This window comes from Shimia sp. R9_3, assembly GCF_017743755.1.
In the GTDB taxonomy this organism is placed as follows: Bacteria; Pseudomonadota; Alphaproteobacteria; order Rhodobacterales; family Rhodobacteraceae; genus Shimia.
Map to the genome: position 1 here is coordinate 1 of NZ_JAGHRP010000012.1, position 13,822 is coordinate 13,822.

General features: G+C 58.9%; 18 protein-coding genes. 8 read left to right on the plus strand and 10 right to left on the minus strand.

Annotated elements, in window-relative coordinates; translation table 11 throughout:
* The first annotated feature begins 102 nt into the window (after positions 1-102).
* The 7 genes from J7412_RS20020 (at position 103) to aat (ending at position 5,476) form a co-directional block, all read left to right on the plus strand.
* Positions 103-825, plus strand: coding sequence for a CoA transferase subunit A (locus J7412_RS20020; protein WP_209081011.1), 723 nt, complete (start codon positions 103-105; stop codon positions 823-825).
* A 2-nt stretch (positions 826-827) separates the two neighbouring features.
* Positions 828-1,457 (plus strand): CoA transferase subunit B, encoded by a 630-nt coding sequence (locus tag J7412_RS20025; RefSeq protein ID WP_209081013.1) that lies wholly within the window; start codon positions 828-830, stop codon positions 1,455-1,457.
* A 261-nt stretch (positions 1,458-1,718) separates the two neighbouring features.
* Positions 1,719-1,958 (plus strand): hypothetical protein, encoded by a 240-nt coding sequence (locus tag J7412_RS20030; protein WP_209081015.1) that lies wholly within the window; start codon positions 1,719-1,721, stop codon positions 1,956-1,958.
* Between the two features lie 104 nt (positions 1,959-2,062).
* Positions 2,063-2,605 (plus strand): helix-turn-helix transcriptional regulator, encoded by a 543-nt coding sequence (locus J7412_RS20035; protein WP_209081017.1) that lies wholly within the window; start codon positions 2,063-2,065, stop codon positions 2,603-2,605.
* A 334-nt stretch (positions 2,606-2,939) separates the two neighbouring features.
* The gene (accB, locus tag J7412_RS20040) at positions 2,940-3,443 is read left to right on the plus strand and encodes an acetyl-CoA carboxylase biotin carboxyl carrier protein (RefSeq protein WP_209081025.1); all 504 of its coding nucleotides are present in this window, start codon (positions 2,940-2,942) and stop codon (positions 3,441-3,443) included.
* Positions 3,444-3,453: 10 nt separating this feature from the next.
* Complete coding sequence (gene accC / locus J7412_RS20045; protein WP_209063796.1) at positions 3,454-4,806, plus strand: acetyl-CoA carboxylase biotin carboxylase subunit; 1,353 nt, start codon at positions 3,454-3,456, stop codon at positions 4,804-4,806.
* A gap of 19 nt (positions 4,807-4,825) precedes the next feature.
* The gene (gene aat, locus J7412_RS20050) at positions 4,826-5,476 is read left to right on the plus strand and encodes a leucyl/phenylalanyl-tRNA--protein transferase (protein ID WP_209081027.1); all 651 of its coding nucleotides are present in this window, start codon (positions 4,826-4,828) and stop codon (positions 5,474-5,476) included.
* On the opposite strand, the gene J7412_RS20055 is transcribed toward aat, so the two are convergent.
* The 4 genes from J7412_RS20055 to J7412_RS20070 form a co-directional block, all read right to left on the minus strand.
* Positions 5,407-5,898 (minus strand): DUF2155 domain-containing protein, encoded by a 492-nt coding sequence (locus J7412_RS20055; RefSeq protein WP_209081029.1) that lies wholly within the window; start codon positions 5,896-5,898, stop codon positions 5,407-5,409. The genes aat and J7412_RS20055 overlap by 70 nt on opposite strands.
* Before the next feature lies 1 nt (position 5,899).
* On the minus strand, positions 5,900-6,349 hold the full coding sequence (mlaD, locus tag J7412_RS20060; RefSeq protein ID WP_209081031.1) for an outer membrane lipid asymmetry maintenance protein MlaD: 450 nt from the start codon (positions 6,347-6,349) through the stop codon (positions 5,900-5,902).
* Between the two features lie 7 nt (positions 6,350-6,356).
* On the minus strand, positions 6,357-6,746 hold the full coding sequence (locus J7412_RS20065) for an NADH:ubiquinone oxidoreductase subunit NDUFA12 (RefSeq protein ID WP_209081033.1): 390 nt from the start codon (positions 6,744-6,746) through the stop codon (positions 6,357-6,359).
* Positions 6,747-6,848: 102 nt separating this feature from the next.
* Positions 6,849-7,259: a glyoxalase superfamily protein gene (locus J7412_RS20070; protein WP_209081041.1), complete on the minus strand. Its 411-nt coding sequence runs from the start codon at positions 7,257-7,259 to the stop codon at positions 6,849-6,851.
* Positions 7,260-7,468: 209 nt separating this feature from the next.
* Here J7412_RS20070 and J7412_RS20075 point away from each other — a divergent pair, with 209 nt between their 5' ends.
* Positions 7,469-8,584 (plus strand): Hint domain-containing protein, encoded by a 1,116-nt coding sequence (locus tag J7412_RS20075; protein WP_209081042.1) that lies wholly within the window; start codon positions 7,469-7,471, stop codon positions 8,582-8,584.
* A gap of 3 nt (positions 8,585-8,587) precedes the next feature.
* Here J7412_RS20075 and J7412_RS20080 read toward each other — a convergent pair whose 3' ends face one another.
* From J7412_RS20080 to J7412_RS20105, 6 genes are all read right to left on the minus strand, one after another.
* Positions 8,588-9,472: a DMT family transporter gene (locus tag J7412_RS20080; protein WP_209081044.1), complete on the minus strand. Its 885-nt coding sequence runs from the start codon at positions 9,470-9,472 to the stop codon at positions 8,588-8,590.
* A 36-nt stretch (positions 9,473-9,508) separates the two neighbouring features.
* Positions 9,509-9,892 (minus strand): RidA family protein, encoded by a 384-nt coding sequence (locus J7412_RS20085; RefSeq protein ID WP_209063814.1) that lies wholly within the window; start codon positions 9,890-9,892, stop codon positions 9,509-9,511.
* Between the two features lie 109 nt (positions 9,893-10,001).
* Positions 10,002-10,271, minus strand: coding sequence for a glutaredoxin (locus tag J7412_RS20090; RefSeq protein WP_209081046.1), 270 nt, complete (start codon positions 10,269-10,271; stop codon positions 10,002-10,004).
* A gap of 231 nt (positions 10,272-10,502) precedes the next feature.
* On the minus strand, positions 10,503-11,768 hold the full coding sequence (gene clpX, locus J7412_RS20095) for an ATP-dependent Clp protease ATP-binding subunit ClpX (RefSeq protein WP_209063820.1): 1,266 nt from the start codon (positions 11,766-11,768) through the stop codon (positions 10,503-10,505).
* A gap of 134 nt (positions 11,769-11,902) precedes the next feature.
* A complete protein-coding gene (locus tag J7412_RS20100; RefSeq protein ID WP_209063822.1) occupies positions 11,903-12,535 on the minus strand; it encodes an ATP-dependent Clp protease proteolytic subunit in 633 nt (210 codons plus the stop codon).
* 303 nt (positions 12,536-12,838) lie between these two features.
* Positions 12,839-13,513 (minus strand): hypothetical protein, encoded by a 675-nt coding sequence (locus J7412_RS20105; RefSeq protein ID WP_209081048.1) that lies wholly within the window; start codon positions 13,511-13,513, stop codon positions 12,839-12,841.
* Between the last annotated feature and the right edge of the window lie 309 nt (positions 13,514-13,822).

A 13,822-nucleotide genomic window follows, 5' to 3' on the forward strand; every position in this document is an offset into this window, starting at 1 on the left:
CCCCCCCGTAGTAATACGCCTTTGCCCCTGCGGTCGTTGACTCCCCTGTGACGCCCCGTCACAACTTTGCGCAATTTGCTGACCCTAGGGAGAGAGACACCCATGAAAAAGGTATATGCCAATGCCGCAGACGCGCTTGAGGGCGTGCTGTCTGACGGCATGTTCATCGCCTCAGGCGGCTTTGGCCTCTGCGGCATTCCCGAGCTTCTGCTCGACGCCATCAAAGACAGCGGCGTCAAAGATCTGACCTTTGCCTCCAACAACGCAGGCGTTGATGATTTTGGCATCGGCATCCTGCTGCAGACCAAACAGGTCAAGAAAATGATCAGCTCCTATGTGGGGGAAAACGCGGAATTCATGCGCCAGTATCTCTCCGGCGAGCTGGAGCTGGAATTCAACCCGCAGGGCACGCTGGCCGAGCGCATGCGCGCCGGTGGTGCGGGTATTCCGGGCTTTTTCACCAAGACCGGCGTGGGCACCGTGATTGCCGAAGGCAAGCTGGAAAAGCAGTTCCCCACCGGGCCGGATGGCGCGATGGAAGACTACATCATGGAAGAGGGCATCTTTGCCGATCTGGCCATTGTGAAAGCCTGGAAAGCCGATGAAACCGGCAATCTGGTGTTCCGCAAAACCGCGCGCAATTTCAACGCGCCCGCGGCCACCTGCGGCAAGATCTGCATCGCCGAGGTTGAGGAAATCGTGCCCACCGGCTCGCTGGATCCGGACGCGATCCACCTGCCCGGCATCTATGTGCACCGCATCATTCAGGGCGACCACGAAAAACGCATCGAACAGCGCACCGTGCGCCCGCGCGAGGAGGCATAACAATGGCTTGGGATCGCAATCAAATGGCGGCACGCGCCGCACAGGAACTGCAAGACGGCTGGTATGTGAACCTCGGCATCGGCATCCCGACGCTGGTGTCCAACTACATCCCGGAAGGTGTTGAAGTCACACTGCAATCTGAAAACGGCATGCTCGGCATGGGCCCCTTCCCTGTTGAGGGAGATGAGGACGCAGACCTGATCAACGCCGGCAAACAGACCATCACCGAGCTGCCGCAAACCGCTTATTTTGACAGCGCGCAGAGCTTTGCGATGATCCGTGGCGGCAAAATCGCCATGGCCATCCTCGGCGCGATGGAAGTGGCGGAAAACGGTGATCTGGCCAACTGGATGATCCCCGGCAAGCTGGTCAAAGGCATGGGCGGCGCGATGGATCTGGTGGCTGGCGTTGGCCGCGTGGTGGTGGTGATGGATCACGCCAACAAACACGGCCAGTCCAAGGTGCTGAAAGAATGCACCCTGCCGCTCACCGGCAAAGGCGTGGTCGACCGCATCATCACCAACCTCGGTGTGCTCGATGTGGTTGAAGGCGGCCTGAAGCTTGTCGAGCTGGCCGAGGGCGTCACCGAAGAAGAGTTCCGCGCCGCCACCGAGGCCAACCTGGTCAACTAAGCGGTACGCGACTTTACAAAGATCTCAACGCCCTGCCAGCTTCTGGCAGGGCGTTTTTCCTACGGTGGACCTGGTCAATCACGTTGCTTCGCCACCTGTCATGCAATCGTTACATTGCGCGTCTTACAATTGAGACAGACATGAGACGTGTTTCGATACTACAGGTTGCTAAGATCAAAAGAGGTTGGACAGCTCTGACCTCGCCAAAGCTTCCCTACGCGCTCTCGTCTGACCTTCCGAAACAACAGATGGAAACAGCTTATGCTGAGCTACAGTGCGGATACCGGCTGGGTATCTCACATTTTTCAAGGCGCCTTGATGATCACTTTCATCGCCTTCTCGCTTTATCAAAACCGGGTTCGGAGAAAATCCCTGCGACGACAAGAAGACGGCCTCTACGTCTGGATAGAATGGCATGGCGGCGAAAGAAGCTCTTACACTGACCCCTCCGCAGCGGGCGGTGCGTGGGACAGCGATGGAGACGGCGACGGAGGCGATTGATCGGCCTCTTTTTTTTGTTCAAAACCCAAACCTGAAATACACCGCACAACCAAGCCCTAACGCCCCCTTCCCCTTTCCCCACACCTGTGCCATCACTGCGCCCCATGGAACTTCACGCACTGGCCTTTGATCACGCCCCCGTCGGGCTCTGCATTCTTCAGAACCGCATCATTTCGCGCGCAAATCTGCGCTTTGGCGAGATGTTTGGCCTACCTGCTGAGGCCTGCGCAGCACGCTCCATTGCCGAGTTCTACGCCTCTCAGGAAGACTACCGCACCATCGGCGAACGGGTCTATTCCGCCATTGCCGATACCGGCCGCTACAGCGACGAGCGCGTGATGCGCCGCAGCGATGGCACGCTGTTCTGGTGCCGTGTGCGCGGCCAGTCCACCTCGCCCGACAACCCGTTTCAGAAAAGCGTCTGGTCCTTTGCAGACCTGTCTGAGGACCGCCCCGTGGTCGAGCTCACCCAGCGCGAGCGCGAAGTGGCCATCCTCACCTGCCGCGGCATGACCTCCAAGGAAATCGGTCTGGAGCTGGATCTGTCTTATCGCACGGTGGAGGAATATCGCGCCCGCCTGCTGCGCAAATTTGGCGCGCGCAAGCTGGCCGAACTGGTGGCGAAACTTGCCGGCATGCCGCTCTAGCGCCCTCTGCGCCGGCTCTTGCCTCTCAGCTGCGTTGCCCGGCACAGGCCAACACTGCCCGACATCTGCGGCGCACACCCCCGATTGGCAGGTCAAATTGTGACCCCACGTCACCGAGTCACCGCACACCGACATCGCTGCGTTGACATCTGAGGACAGCGCTGCGCGTAAAATTGGCCACAAAAGCCCGTTCAAGGCTGGAAAACAACGTCTTTTCCCCCCATCTGAAAGTCCAGTTCAGCTTTCCTACAGGGTGCTTTTTCTCTATAAGCGCCGCAAGGGAAACCAGAATAAGACTCAACCGCGCTTTGCGCGAAGAGGATAGAAAACGGAAATGAGCAAGAAAAATCACGACTCCGATGTGGCCTTCATCTCTGCACTGGCAGAGCTCCTGCGCGAAAACGACCTGACCGAGCTGGAAGTCATGCGCGAATATGGCGAGGACGACAGCCTGAACGTGCGTGTCAGCCGCCAGACCCAAGTGGTTGCCGCACCGGCCCAAGTCGCCGTCGCTGCCCCCGCAGCCGCAGCCCCAGCCGCCGCACCGGCAGCCCCTGCGGCAGCCGCCGCCCCGGCCGCAGCAGAAGCAGATCCAGCAAGTCACCCGGGCGCTGTGACCTCGCCCATGGTTGGCACCGTGTACCTGCAGCCGGAACCCGGCGCGGCCTCCTTCATCAGCGTCGGTCAGACCGTCAGCGAAGGCGACACCCTGCTGATCGTGGAAGCGATGAAAACCATGAACCATATCCCGGCCACCAAATCCGGCACCGTGAAGCGCATTCTGGTGGCAGATGGCGACACCGTGGAATACGGCGCGCCGCTGGTGATCATCGAATAAGGGTTCTGTAATGTTTGACAAAATCCTGATCGCCAACCGCGGAGAAATCGCCCTGCGCGTGATCCGTGCGTGCCGCGAAATGGGCATCAAATCGGTCGCGGTGCACTCCACCGCCGACGCGGATGCGATGCACGTGCGGATGGCGGATGAGGCGATCTGTATCGGCCCTGCGCCGGGCACAGACAGCTATCTGAACATGGCCTCCATCATCGCGGCCTGCGAAGTCACCGGCGCTCAGGCGATCCACCCGGGCTATGGCTTCCTGTCTGAGAACGCAAACTTCGTGCAGATCGTCGAAGATCACGACCTGACCTTCATCGGCCCAACCGCCGAGCACATCCGTGTCATGGGCGACAAGATCACCGCCAAAGACACGATGATCAAACTCGGCGTGCCTTGCGTGCCCGGCTCTGACGGCGGCGTGCCGGATCTGGCCGCAGCCAAGAAGCTTGGCGAAGAGATGGGCTATCCGGTCATCATCAAAGCCACCGCCGGTGGGGGCGGTCGCGGCATGAAAGTGGCGCAAACCGCCGCGGACATGGAAAGCGCCTTTATGACCGCACGGGCCGAGGGCAAAGCCGCCTTTGGCAACGATGAAGTTTATATCGAGAAGTACCTCACCACCCCGCGCCACATCGAAATTCAGGTGTTTGGTGACGGCAAGGGCAATGCGGTGCATCTGGGCGAGCGGGACTGCTCCCTGCAGCGTCGTCACCAGAAGGTGTTTGAAGAGGCCCCCGGCCCTTCCATCACACCGGAAGAGCGCGCGCGCATCGGGAAAATCTGTGCGGATGCGGTTGCCAAGATCAACTACATCGGCGCGGGCACCATCGAGTTCCTCTATGAAAACGGCGAGTTCTATTTCATCGAAATGAACACCCGTCTGCAGGTGGAACACCCGGTGACCGAAGGCATCTTTGGTGTGGACCTTGTGCGCGAGCAAATCCTCGTGGCCGCAGGCGAGCCCATGTCCTTTGGCCAGGATGATCTGGAGATCAACGGCCACGCGATTGAGGTGCGTATCAACGCTGAGAAGCTGCCGGATTTCGCCCCGCGTCCCGGCAAAATCACAGCCTACCACGCGCCCGGCGGCCTTGGCGTGCGCATGGACAGCGCGCTTTATGACGGCTACTCCATCCCGCCATATTACGACAGCCTGATCGGCAAGCTGATCGTGCATGGCCGCGACCGGGCAGAGGCGCTCGCGCGTCTGGACCGCGCTCTGGGTGAGCTGATCATCGACGGCATCGAAACCACGACGCCGCTCTTCCACATGCTGCTTCAGGAAAAAGACATCCACACCGGCGAATACAACATTCACTGGTTGGAGAAGTGGCTCGACGCCAATATGGCGGAGGGCTGATCCTGCTTGGGCGCGCATCATGAGCGAGGTCACACCGGACCTCTTGATGCGCGCCTATGGCATGGGGGTGTTCCCCATGTCCGAAAACCGCGATGACCCGGACATCTTCTGGGTGGATCCGATCCGCCGCGGTATTTTTCCCCTCGATGGTTTCCACATCTCCCGCAGCTTGGCCCGCCGCATCCGGCGGGGCGCCTATGACGTGTCCCTGAACGCGGATTTTGAGGGGGTGCTTTATGGCTGCGCCGATCGCGATGAGACTTGGATCAACGCACAGATCCACCAGCTCTATGTCGATCTGCACCAGCGGGAACAGGCGCATTCTCTGGAGGTCTGGGACGGCTCCCGCTTGGTTGGTGGCATCTATGGCGTGACCCTTGGCGCCGCTTTCTTTGGGGAAAGCATGTTCTCCCGCGCCACAGACGCCTCCAAAGTGGCGCTCGCCTTTCTGATCGAACATCTGCGCCGCTGCGGCTTCACGCTGTTTGACACGCAGTTTCTGACAGAGCACCTCGCCTCACTGGGCGCCATAGAGGTGCCCCGCGCAGATTATCACCGGATGCTCACATGGGCGCAGCGACAGGACGCTGACATCACCGCTCACTCGCTGCCGTCAGCCTCAGAGGTGCTGGCCTCAGCCACTTTGCAGCGCAAGACCCAGACGTCATAACGCGGGTGATCCAGCGCGCTCAGCGCCGGAGAGCTGGCAATCATCCAGCCCTGAAACAGATTTGCCCCTGCCCCCTGATCCTCAAAGACCGAGATAAAGGCATAGGCTTCACCAGTGGCGTTCTCGCTGGGGTGACGGCATTGCGCCATATCCACACGCAGGGTGCCAAAATTGACGCTATAGCCGTTTTGCAGTTCAAAATCAGCCACTTGCCCGGTGAGCTTGTCCAGCCCCCGCAGCATTGCCCCCTCGCCCACCGAGGCGGCCACAACCGTTTCGCTGGTCACATCGCCCAGAGGGATTTCAAGCGGCTCATAGCGCAGCGGCGCAATATCAAGCGTCTCGATGATGATCTCCTGCGCCAGCGCGGGCGCAGCAGCCAAACCCGCTGTCAGCGCAAGCGCCGTTGCCGCCCTGCGCATCTCAGCTCTCTCCGCTGCCGCTGACAAACTTCAGCAACAGCGAGATCAGGCTGACAGAGCCTTGCGTGTCCTCAATCTCGTCACCGGCCTCAAAGTTGAACGGCGAGCCGCCCGGCAGAATCTCCACAAAATTGCCGCCCAGCAGCCCCTCGGAGGAAATCACAACCGCACTGTCATCGGGCAGTTCAATGCCATTGGCGACGTTGAAATTCGCCGTCGCGCGGAAGGTGGCCGGGTCCAGCTGCACATCGGTCACTGTGCCGATCTTCACACCGGCCAGCCGCACATCCGTGCCCACGCTGATGCCCTCAATGGAGCGGAAAGATGCGTTCAGCCCATAGCCGCCCGTATCGCCCCCCACATTGGAAAACTGCGCGCCATACAGCAGAAAGCCTGCTGCCACCGCGACCACAGCCGCGCCTACAAAAGTCTCAGTACGTACCGCCGACATGGGCTAATTACTCCGGGCTCCAAGCCTCATAATCAGAGCGCTCTACCGGAGCTTTGCCCGTGGCTCTGATCGATCCTGCCGGCGCATAGGCCAAAGCCGAGCCGGTCACATTTTCCTGATGTGGGATTTCCCACGTTTTATGCGCCAATGGTTTTTCCGAGGGCACCTCGTCAAAGGTTCGGTGCAGCCATCCATGCCAATCCGAGCCCACGCGGCTGGCTTCGGCTTCACCGTTGTAGATCACCCAGCGTTTTGAATCATTGGCGTTGCGGTAATAGACATTGCCTTCAGCATCTTCCCCAACTTTGATGCCTTTGCGCATCGTATAGAGTTTGGTGTTCAGCGTGGCGCCGTTCCACCAGGTCAATACGTTGTTGATTGTGCTCAGAATGCCCATGGGAGTCTCCGCAAATACATGTTCCATATGGACCATTTGCCCTCAAAGGTCCAGTCCGCAGAGCCCCTTGGTAAAGAGATCGCGAACAGGCCGTGCGCGCGGTCACTGCGCCTGCGCGTTTTGCTCGCAAAATGTCAGCTTGTTGCCAAAGGGATCGGTCACTTTCACCTGCTGGCCCCAGGGCATGGTCTCAAGCCCCAACCGCAGGTTTTCCGGATTGCGCGCAACAAGCTCCGCATGAAACGCCTCCACGCCCTCCATCGGCACAAAGCAGCCGCTTCCAGGGGTCGCATCGCCAAAATGCTCGGTCAAATGCAACAGACAGTTCTGTCGGGAAATCTGCATATAAAGCGGGAAGTCCACATCATGACGATGTTCCCAATCTTTGGAAAAACCCAGAAAATCCAGATAGAAAGCCCGCGCATGGGCCTCATCAAACATCCGCAAGATCGGGATGGCTGATTTCAGGACGCTGCCGCCCTCATGGCCGCCTTGTGAAGCTGTTTCCGCCATAGGTCCCCGCCGCTCCCGTCAGAGTTGAAACGCATTCTCCCTTCACCAAAGGCCACCGCCTGCGCGTTGTCAATCTTCTTGACCTAGGAGTATGGGAAACCCGACGCATCTCAGCAAGAAACGGCCAAATGCGTAAAATGCGAACCATCAAAGGTATGTAAGGGAGTTTCCTTTAACGCTGGTGCAAACAGCCCACAAAGGATGATCTCATGGTAATGCGCAAATTCATGGCCAGCGACAGTCAGGCGCTGAAGATCACCTCCGACAGCCCATTTGGCACCGCAGGCAGCTCCATCATCAACAACTCCTCGACCCCGGATGGCACCGTATTTCAATTCACCGGCGGCTATAAGGATTTCATGATTTCACTGGAGGACACCAGCAGCGACTCCTCCATGTTCAACGACAACGCCGCGGACAACCACGTCATCGTCGACGGTAAGGGCTTGATCGCAGATGGCACCAAGGTGGAATCTGAGTCCCACATCTATGTGCAAAAGCTCGATGCCTACGGCTTTCCAACAGGCCCTCAGATCAAACTTACCGTATTCTCAAAAGGCGGGAACACTTCTGATGTCTGGGGATTTGCCACCGACGGCTCGCTTGTGGATGGTGCCAAATACGTCAAAGTCATGGGCAGCAACTACGGGGACAGCAAATACAGCGACTTCAAAGATGTGGATGGCGTGCCCTGCTTTGCCGCAAACACCCATATCGCCACCCCAGCAGTCCCCCGCAAAGTTCAGGATCTCTGCCCCGGCGATCTGGTTCTGACCTTTGATCACGGCCCCCAACCCGTGCAATGGGCGACCTCCACCCATAAGGCGCTGCCTGCAACCTCAAAGCTCCACCCGATCCTCATTTCAGCGGGTGCGCTCGGCTGCGATCTGCCGTTTCGCGATCTGATTGTCTCCCCCCAGCACCGGGTGCTGATCCGCCAACAGGACGCCGAGATCTTTGCCCCGGCCAAGGCGCTGACCTCTCTGGCTGGCATCCGGGTGCTCTCTGAATGGCAGGAGGTGGAGTATTTTCATATTCTGCTGCCAAGCCACGCGGTGATTTTGTCCGAAGGGCTTGCGACCGAAAGCTTCTTTCCCGGCCCCATGGCCCTCGCCGCGCTGTCTGAGGAAAACCGCAGCTCACTGAGCGCCCACATTGGTGACAGCAACGCCTACGCAGACACCTGCCGCCCCACTTTGTCGGTACGCCAGACCCGCGACTGGCTCGCCAAACGGCCTGCGGACGAGCAAGGCGACCTCGGGTACGGCTTTCAAACCCTTCAGGAAAACCGGAGGGCAGAGATCACCCGCTCTCTCAGCGCCTGAACCTCACCGCTTCCCGCGCCAGAGGATCACAAGCCCTGAGAGCACGATCAGCAGGCTGCCTGCGATCATCATCGCGTCGAGCCCTTCACCAAACACAATCACCCCGAGTGCCACGCCAAACAGCAAACGGCTGTAGCGGAACGGGGTCACCGCAGAGACCTCCCCGGTGCGCATCGCCCGCATCAGCGCGCTATAGGCAAAGACGCCACAAGCCACCGCCGCCGCAACCGCCAGAAGCGCATTGGGCTGCGGGGTGTGAAACGGCTGCTGCTCCCACAGCGCCCCATAAAGCGCTCCGGCCAGCACAATCGCCAGAAACCCATAGAGCCCCAAAACAGCCGTCCCAAGGCTCGCAGGCGCCGCCCGGCTGGCCAGATCACGTGCGGCAAAGCCCAGCATCCCGCCAACCGCCAGTAGCGACAGCAGGGTGAAACTGTCCCCGCCAGGCCGCACCACCAGCACAACGCCCAGCAATCCGATCACAATTGCCAACCAGCGCCGCCAACCGACACGTTCGCCCAGCACCAGCGCCGCAAAGGCCACCACCACAATCGGCGTGGCCTGCAAGATCACTGTGGTTGAGGACAGCGGCGTCAGCGCCAGCGACAGGGTAAAAAACAGCCGCCCAAAAATCTCAAAGAACACCCGCACCTGCATCGGGCGCGACAGCACCTCCTTGGGGGCCAACGGCTGCCCTTTGGCGCGCAGCCACAGGGCAAACACCATGGCCCCGCCCGCCCCAAACAACACCATCACCTGCGCGATCGGCAGGCTCTGAGCGGCCGCCTTCAAAAAGGCATCCTCCACCGCAAAACCAGCCATGGCCGCGACCATAAACAGGCTGCCCAGCCGATTGGCCGCACGATCCGTGGCAATATGAGAGGTCATGTCAAAGCGCTTTCGCTGAAGGCTGCGGACAGCGATTTAGGAGGCCACGCGCGCGGTGACTTCGATCTCGATCTTCATGGCCTCTTCCATGAGATCCGCAATGATCATTGTCGCCGCCGGCTTGGCCTTGGCAAAGACCTCACTGGTCACCGGCCAACATTTCTCAAAATCGCTGCCGTCGGGCAGGATATAGTTCACCCGCACCACATCATCGAGGCTGCTGCCCGCCGCCTCAAGCGCCTTACCGATGGTCGCCAGCGTGTTGCGGCACTGATCCACCACATCCTCAGGCAGGGTCATGGTCTCATAATCATAGCCCGTGGTGCCGGACACAAAGACCCAGCCATCGGCCACAACCGCACGGGAATAGCCAATTTTTTCTTCAAAGGGGGATCCGGTGGAAATGTGACGTACGCCCATGATGCGCTCCTGAATATTTGTTCAGGTCAGACATCCTCCGGTAGAGGGGAACTGTCAATGGTCCAGCCTGCCGCAGCCCGACCTCAAAACGCAGCGCCCACCCTAAAGCTCAGCGCTTCCAAAAACGTTTGGACTTCGGCTTTTGCCCCTGCAGATGCTTCTTCAGATCGGTAAACCCGCCAATCTTGACCCCATCAATGAAAATCAGAGGCGTGGTGGTGATGTGATGCTTGTCTTTGAACGCATCCGTCTCCCGCCGTGTGCGCAGCACATGTTCCTCAATCTCAAACTTCTCCCGCTTGAGCAGGTCACGCGCAGCGGTGCCATAGCCACAGGTATAGTTGGGCAGATCCATGCGATAGAGTACGGCTTTGGGCATTTGAACAGGTCCTTTGTTAGCGCGCCCGATATTGGGTGCCGCACCCGCAAAGGCAACCAGCCCCTGCTCACATTTGCGTGCGCTGCGCCTTCTCATTCGCCAAATATCCTGGGGTGAATGCGCGCCCCGCGCGCAGAGGGGCAAAGCCCCTGCCCTCAGCGCTTCACATCGCTGCCAAAGAAAAAGGCGCCCCAACCGGAGCGCCCTTTCAAACTCTATCCGCAGAAAGCCTTACCCCGCAGAGGCTGGCTCTTTCTCTGCTTCGCCGTGGATCATCAGCGGCGCGGCCTGAGTGGTTGCGGCTTCTTCGTTCACCACAACCTCGGTCACGCTCTCCTGACCCGGCAGCTCAAACATGGTGTCGAGCAGGATCTCTTCGAGGATAGAGCGCAGGCCACGGGCACCAGTCTTGCGCTCAATCGCGCGGCGCGCAATCGCTTTCAGCGCTTCATCGGTGAAGGTCAGCTGCACATCTTCCAGCTCAAACAGACGCTGATACTGTTTCACCAGCGCGTTCTTGGGCTGTGTCAGAATGATCACCAGCGCGTCTTCATCCAGATCTTCCAGCGTTGCCAGAACCGGCAGACGGCCGACAAATTCCGGGATCAGACCAAATTTCAGCAGATCTTCCGGCTCCAGATCCTGGAAGATCTCGCCGACACCGCGCTCATCATTGTCGCGCACATCGGCGCCAAAGCCCATCGCAGAGCCTTTGCCGCGTTGCGCAATGATCCGGTCCAGACCGGCAAATGCGCCGCCACAGATGAACAGGATGTTGGTGGTGTCCACCTGCAGGAACTCCTGCTGCGGATGCTTGCGGCCACCCTGCGGAGGCACGCTTGCCACGGTGCCTTCCATCAGCTTCAGAAGCGCCTGCTGCACCCCTTCGCCAGACACGTCACGGGTGATCGACGGGTTCTCGGATTTGCGCGTGATCTTGTCGACCTCGTCGATATAGACGATGCCGCGCTGCGCACGCTCCACGTTATATTCCGACGCCTGCAGAAGCTTCAGAATGATGTTCTCGACATCCTCGCCCACGTAACCGGCTTCGGTCAGTGTGGTCGCATCCGCCATGGTGAATGGCACATCCAGAATGCGCGCCAGCGTCTGCGCCAGCAGGGTCTTGCCGCAGCCGGTTGGGCCGATCAGCAGGATGTTGGATTTCGCCAGTTCAATGTCGCCACCCTTCTGGGCGTGGTTGAGGCGTTTGTAGTGGTTGTGCACCGCCACAGACAGCACCCGCTTGGCAACGGCCTGACCAATCACATAGTCGTCCAGCACGTCGCAGATCTCGCGCGGTGTTGGCACACCCTCTGAGGCCTTCAGCCCGCTGGCCTTGGTCTCTTCGCGGATGATGTCCATGCAAAGTTCGACACATTCATCACAGATGAAAACGGTTGGACCCGCAATCAGTTTGCGCACTTCGTGCTGACTCTTGCCGCAGAAGCTGCAGTAGAGAGTGTTCTTGCTGTCACCACCGGATGTGTTCGACATGTCTTCCCTTTCAGGCCCAAAACCTCGGCCTCAGTTCTGTGAGGCCCCCGCGTTTCAGCCAGCTTAGGACAGGCGCAAACGGGGTACAATGCGAAAGTGCCCGATGGCGACCACGCGTCACCGGGCACTTATTTTCAATTCTCTTCGTCGTCGCCTTTGGCGCGATTTTCGACGATTTCGTCGATCAGGCCCCAGTCTTTGGCCTCTTCCGGGCTCATGAAGTTGTCGCGCTCAAGCCCTTGCTCCACCTCTTCATAGGTGCGGCCGGTGTGCTTCACGTAAATTTCATTGAGACGCTTCTTCAGCTTCAGGGTTTCTTCGGCGTGGATCATGATGTCCGTCGCCTGACCCTGATAGCCGCCAGATGGCTGGTGCACCATCACGCGCGAGTTCGGCAGAGAGAAACGCATGCCCGCTTCACCAGCGGTCAGCAGCAGGGAGCCCATGGAGGCCGCCTGGCCGATCACCAGCGTGCTCACCTTCGGCTTGATATACTGCATGGTGTCATAGATCGACAGACCGGAAGTCACCACGCCGCCGGGGCTGTTGATGTACATGCTGATTTCTTTGGAGGGGTTTTCCGCCTCAAGGTGCAGAAGCTGCGCCACGATCAGGCTAGACATGCCGTCATGCACTGGACCGTTGAGGAAGATGATGCGCTCTTTCAGCAGGCGCGAGAAAATATCATAGGCGCGCTCACCACGGCTGGTCTGTTCCACAACCATGGGCACAAGGGTGTTCATATAAGTCTCAAAAGGGTCTTTCATATCGCCTGCCTGTTGATCGCTTCGGCCCGACCGTCGGACCCTACCAAGAGACTCTTAGTGGTGGGCTCGGAGGGCTGCAAGGCCACCTAAGTATTTTTGAGTTAAAGCGGGGTAAAGGTGGGGGCCGAAAGCACAACGTAGGAGGTTATTGATCAGCCTCGTTCGAATGCGCCCCTAAGCCAAAGCTCCGCTTTGGCAGCGCCCGAACCGCCCCCACGGGGCGGGCGCTTCGCTCCCCCCCCCTCGGTTCGTGCGCGGAAGTGGCGAGGCTGCGCCAACCACCACTTATCTCGTTCAGCAAAACTAGCTCAGAAAGACATCAACACAATCTCGCGAAAGTACGCCTGTCTGGCGATAAGAAACCGCAAAGGCGCGATGCATCTCAGACAAGCCACTCGTCACGACAGAAGTCAGATGTGATCCAACAAAATTCTCCTGACCAACTGCAAAATGACGTTTGTCGCAAACCGCAAGGATGATCTCTAAGCCAGTCTGGCTACGCAGCGACGTTGAAGGAAATACCGCATCAGCAGTTTTTGTAAGCAATTTGATAAACGGCGCGCGATCGTCATGAACCCGCATACCAGGAGTAAGCGCGATATCGGACAATTGCTGATCCACTCCCCTAAGAGCCCCGAGAGCCAAGTCAAACAGCTCCTCCGTGTCGAATTCCTGCCCGAACCAAGCGCTTTCCCAAAAAGCCTCCAGAAATTCGAGATGACTCTGAGCAACCAAATCGTCGTTATAGTGCAGGTAGATAGCTTCTAAGAGGCTGACACCGTTCGCGTTTTTCTGCTTCAATATCGCTGGCTCCGCCTCAACGATCTCCATCAGTCGCGCGGTGTCTCTCACCTCGTTTGCGGAGAAAGCGATGTCCAAGACCGATTGAGACGGCTGGTTTTCGGCAATAGCCGCTGCGCAGAACATCGTCTTTATAGCAACAGCACAAAGCAGTGTTCGCCCAAAAGCAAAATTCAAGTCAGCCGCCTTCCGATACGTTGTGCTATCTTGATGAGAAGCTAACCCGTCAGGGATCGCTTGCAAGGGCAACGTTTCGCCGAGTGCGAAAGCTTATCCATAAGCGCAATAACCCCTCTTGCCCCACTTCATCAAAATCTTCGTCGCCTTTCGCAATCGCAAAGCCCCCTCTTAAGCCAAAGCTGCGCTTTGGCAGCGCCCCGCCGACCGACAGGGGCTTGCCCAGCAAGCTCCCGCGAGGTGAGCCGCCCCCGTCAACCCCGAGGTTTGCCTCCAGCAAAACGCGGGCGCTTCGCTCCCCCCTCAGTC

Excerpts from the sequence above, each read along its gene's own strand:
- accB (WP_209081025.1), top strand. The coding sequence starts at position 2,940 with ATGAGCAAGAAAAATCACGACTCCGATGTGGCCTTCATCTCTGCACTG.
- accC (WP_209063796.1), top strand. The coding sequence starts at position 3,454 with ATGTTTGACAAAATCCTGATCGCCAACCGCGGAGAAATCGCCCTGCGC.
- J7412_RS20100 (WP_209063822.1), bottom strand. The coding sequence starts at position 12,535 with ATGAAAGACCCTTTTGAGACTTATATGAACACCCTTGTGCCCATGGTT.
- J7412_RS20030 (WP_209081015.1), top strand. The coding sequence starts at position 1,719 with ATGCTGAGCTACAGTGCGGATACCGGCTGGGTATCTCACATTTTTCAA.
- J7412_RS20055 (WP_209081029.1), bottom strand. The coding sequence starts at position 5,898 with ATGCGCAGGGCGGCAACGGCGCTTGCGCTGACAGCGGGTTTGGCTGCT.
- clpX (WP_209063820.1), bottom strand. The coding sequence starts at position 11,768 with ATGTCGAACACATCCGGTGGTGACAGCAAGAACACTCTCTACTGCAGC.
- J7412_RS20035 (WP_209081017.1), top strand. The coding sequence starts at position 2,063 with ATGGAACTTCACGCACTGGCCTTTGATCACGCCCCCGTCGGGCTCTGC.
- J7412_RS20090 (WP_209081046.1), bottom strand. The coding sequence starts at position 10,271 with ATGCCCAAAGCCGTACTCTATCGCATGGATCTGCCCAACTATACCTGT.
- J7412_RS20075 (WP_209081042.1), top strand. The coding sequence starts at position 7,469 with ATGGTAATGCGCAAATTCATGGCCAGCGACAGTCAGGCGCTGAAGATC.
- J7412_RS20080 (WP_209081044.1), bottom strand. The coding sequence starts at position 9,472 with ATGACCTCTCATATTGCCACGGATCGTGCGGCCAATCGGCTGGGCAGC.
- J7412_RS20065 (WP_209081033.1), bottom strand. The coding sequence starts at position 6,746 with ATGGGCATTCTGAGCACAATCAACAACGTATTGACCTGGTGGAACGGC.
- J7412_RS20070 (WP_209081041.1), bottom strand. The coding sequence starts at position 7,259 with ATGGCGGAAACAGCTTCACAAGGCGGCCATGAGGGCGGCAGCGTCCTG.
- J7412_RS20025 (WP_209081013.1), top strand. The coding sequence starts at position 828 with ATGGCTTGGGATCGCAATCAAATGGCGGCACGCGCCGCACAGGAACTG.
- aat (WP_209081027.1), top strand. The coding sequence starts at position 4,826 with ATGAGCGAGGTCACACCGGACCTCTTGATGCGCGCCTATGGCATGGGG.
- J7412_RS20085 (WP_209063814.1), bottom strand. The coding sequence starts at position 9,892 with ATGGGCGTACGTCACATTTCCACCGGATCCCCCTTTGAAGAAAAAATT.
- J7412_RS20020 (WP_209081011.1), top strand. The coding sequence starts at position 103 with ATGAAAAAGGTATATGCCAATGCCGCAGACGCGCTTGAGGGCGTGCTG.
- mlaD (WP_209081031.1), bottom strand. The coding sequence starts at position 6,349 with ATGTCGGCGGTACGTACTGAGACTTTTGTAGGCGCGGCTGTGGTCGCG.